Source organism: Catellatospora sp. NPDC049133 (genome assembly GCF_040648455.1).
Lineage (GTDB): Bacteria > Actinomycetota > Actinomycetes > Mycobacteriales > Micromonosporaceae > Catellatospora > Catellatospora aurea.
Genome location: NZ_JBEZDT010000085.1, coordinates 1 through 2,649, shown reverse-complemented (window position 1 = coordinate 2,649; position 2,649 = coordinate 1). Strand labels below are relative to the sequence as shown.

Sequence of the window (2,649 nt, the reverse complement as noted above, 5' to 3'; positions counted from 1 at the left end):
ACGCCACCCGGTCGCGTACACCGTCGCCTCAGTCGGCCCGTACAGGTTCAACACCCGTGCCGACGGGAACACCGACCGGACCCGCTCCAGCACACCGGCCGGGACCGCCTCACCCGCCAGCACCACCACCCGCACCGACTCGAAGACCGGCGTATCTGCCAACGCCTGGCTCAACGCCGACGGGACCGCCGAGACCAGCGTTCCGGCCCACGTCGCCGGCAGCTCCTCCAACGCCAGCACGTCGCGCGCCAACTCCACGCAACCGCCCGAGACCCAGGTGCCGAACACCTCGAACACCGACACGTCGAAACTCAACGACGTCGACACCAGCACCCGGGACATCTCGCCGGCGCTGAACTCGGCCCTCACCCACGACAGCAGATTGACCACGCCGCCCTGGGAGACCACCACGCCCTTCGGCCGTCCCGTCGACCCGGAGGTGTAGATCGCGTACGCGGGGCTGTCGGCTTCGACGGGGACGCCGAGGTCTTCGCCCGACCACTGGCCCAGCCCCTCGATCGAGGTGAGATCGTCCAGCACGGCTACCGGTCGGGCCTCGTCGAGCACGATCCGCACGCGCTCGGTGGGCCAACGCGGATCCACCGGCACATAGCCCGCCCCCGCCTTCAGCACCCCGAGCAGCGCCACCATCACATCGGCGGTCCGGGGCAGCGCCAGCGCCACGAAACGCCCCGGTCCCGCGCCTTGGGCGACCAGGTGCCGGGCGAGGCGGTTGGCCCTCGCGTTCAGCTCGGCGTACGTCAGCTCCTGCTTGTCGTGGACGAGCGCCACAGCGTCCGGCGACTGCCGCACCTGGGCCTCGAAAAGCGCGGCCAGCGGCTCGAAAGAGACCGTGCGCGAGGTGTCGTTCCATCCGTCGACGATCGTGTGGCGTTCGGCCTCGGAGAGCAGCACCATGTCCGCGAGGCGGCCATCAGCGCGCTCGACGACCTGCTCAAGCAGTCGGATGAACCACGTCGTCAGCGACCGCGCCGTCGGCTCGTCGAACACGTCGAGCGCGAAGTCGAGCTTCACGCCGATGCCGAGCGGTTCGCCGTCGGCGTCGTGGCGCTGCTCGAAGTTCCACAGCAGGTCGAACTTGGAAGCGCCGGTCGGCAGCGGTTCGACCTGGGAGCGGGTGCCGGGCAGCTCCCATTTTCCGAGGTCCTCTCCCCCGTCGAAGGCGAGCATGACCTGGAACAGCGGGTGGCGGGCGGTGGAGCGGACGGGGTTGAGCACTTCGACGAGCCGCTCGAACGGCACCTCCTGATGCGCGAACGCGCCCAGGTCCGTCTCCCGCACCCGGCCGAGCACCTCGGTGAACGTGGGGTTGCCCGACAGGTCTGCGCGCAGGACCACCGTGTTGACGAAGAACCCGATCAGGTCGTGTACCGCCTCGTCGGACCGGCCGGCCACCGGTGTCCCGATCGGGATGTCCGCGCCGCCACCGACCTTGCTCAGCATCGCGGCCAGCGTGGCGTGCACGACCATGAACACGGTCGACTGGTGCTCGCGCGCGAGGTTCGTCAGCCGGCGGTGCAGGTCGCGGTCGAGTTCGAACCGCACGTCGCCGCCGCGATACGAGGACACCGGCGGTCGCACACGGTCGTAGGGAAGCGCCAGTTCCTCGGGCAGCCCGGCCAGGGCATCACGCCAGAACTGCAGCTGCTCCCCGGCGAGGCTTCCCGCCGATTCGTCGCCGAGCAGTTCTCGCTGCCAGATGGCGTAGTCGGCGTACTGGACGGGCAGCGGCGACCAGACGGGTGCGGTATCGGACAGGCGGGAGGTGTAGGCCCGTGACAGGTCGTTTGTCAGCGGACCGAGCGACCAGCCGTCGCTGGCGATGTGGTGCGTCAACAGCAGCAGGACATGTTCGTCGGGCCCGAGTGCGAACAGCCAGGCCCGGACCGGCAGCTCGGCGGAGATGTCGAAGACGTGTCCGCTGGCGGCTGCCAGCGCTGCCGCCAGGTCGCCTTCGGCGATACTGGCCTCTTCGAGCACCGGTGCCGCGCCGACGTCGAGGATCTCCTGGTGCGGCTCCCCGGCCACGACCTGGAACACCGTGCGCAACGCCTCGTGCCGGTCGACGACGTCGCCCAGCGCCGCACGCAGGGCATCGCGGTCGACGGGACCGTGCAGCCGCCACGCGTACGGTTCGGTGTAGGCGGCGTTGTGTCCTTCGAACTGGTCAACGAACCACAGCCGCTGCTGTGCGAACGACAGCGGCAGCGGCTCCGGGCGAGGCACCACCGGGGTCAGTGCCGGGCGTGCCGCGCCGAGACCGTCGAGCACGCCGCAGAGTGCTGCCACGGTCGGAGCGTCGAACAACGCCCGAATCCCCAGCTCGACCCCCAGCGTCGCACGCACTCGTGAGATCAACCGCGTGGCGAGCAGGGAGTCGCCGCCGAGGTCGAAGAAGTCGTCGGCGAGGCCCACGTTGTCGATGCCCAGGACGTCGGCGAACAGTCCGATCACGGTCTTCTGCTGCGCGGTGACCGGTCCGTGTTCGACCGATCCGTCGAACACGGGTGCGGGTAGTGCTTTGCGGTCGAGTTTGCCGTTGGCGTTGAGGGGAAGCCGGTCGAGCACGACGACCGCGGCGGGCACCATGTACTCCGGCAGCCGGGTCGCGGCGTAGCGGCGCAGCCC

1 protein-coding gene is annotated in these 2,649 nt (G+C 70.0%); it reads right to left on the bottom strand.

All coding sequences use genetic code 11. The features are described from left to right. On the bottom strand, nt 1–2,649 hold a 2,649-nt coding region (locus tag AB0B35_RS42020), incomplete at both ends, for a condensation domain-containing protein (RefSeq protein ID WP_361057484.1).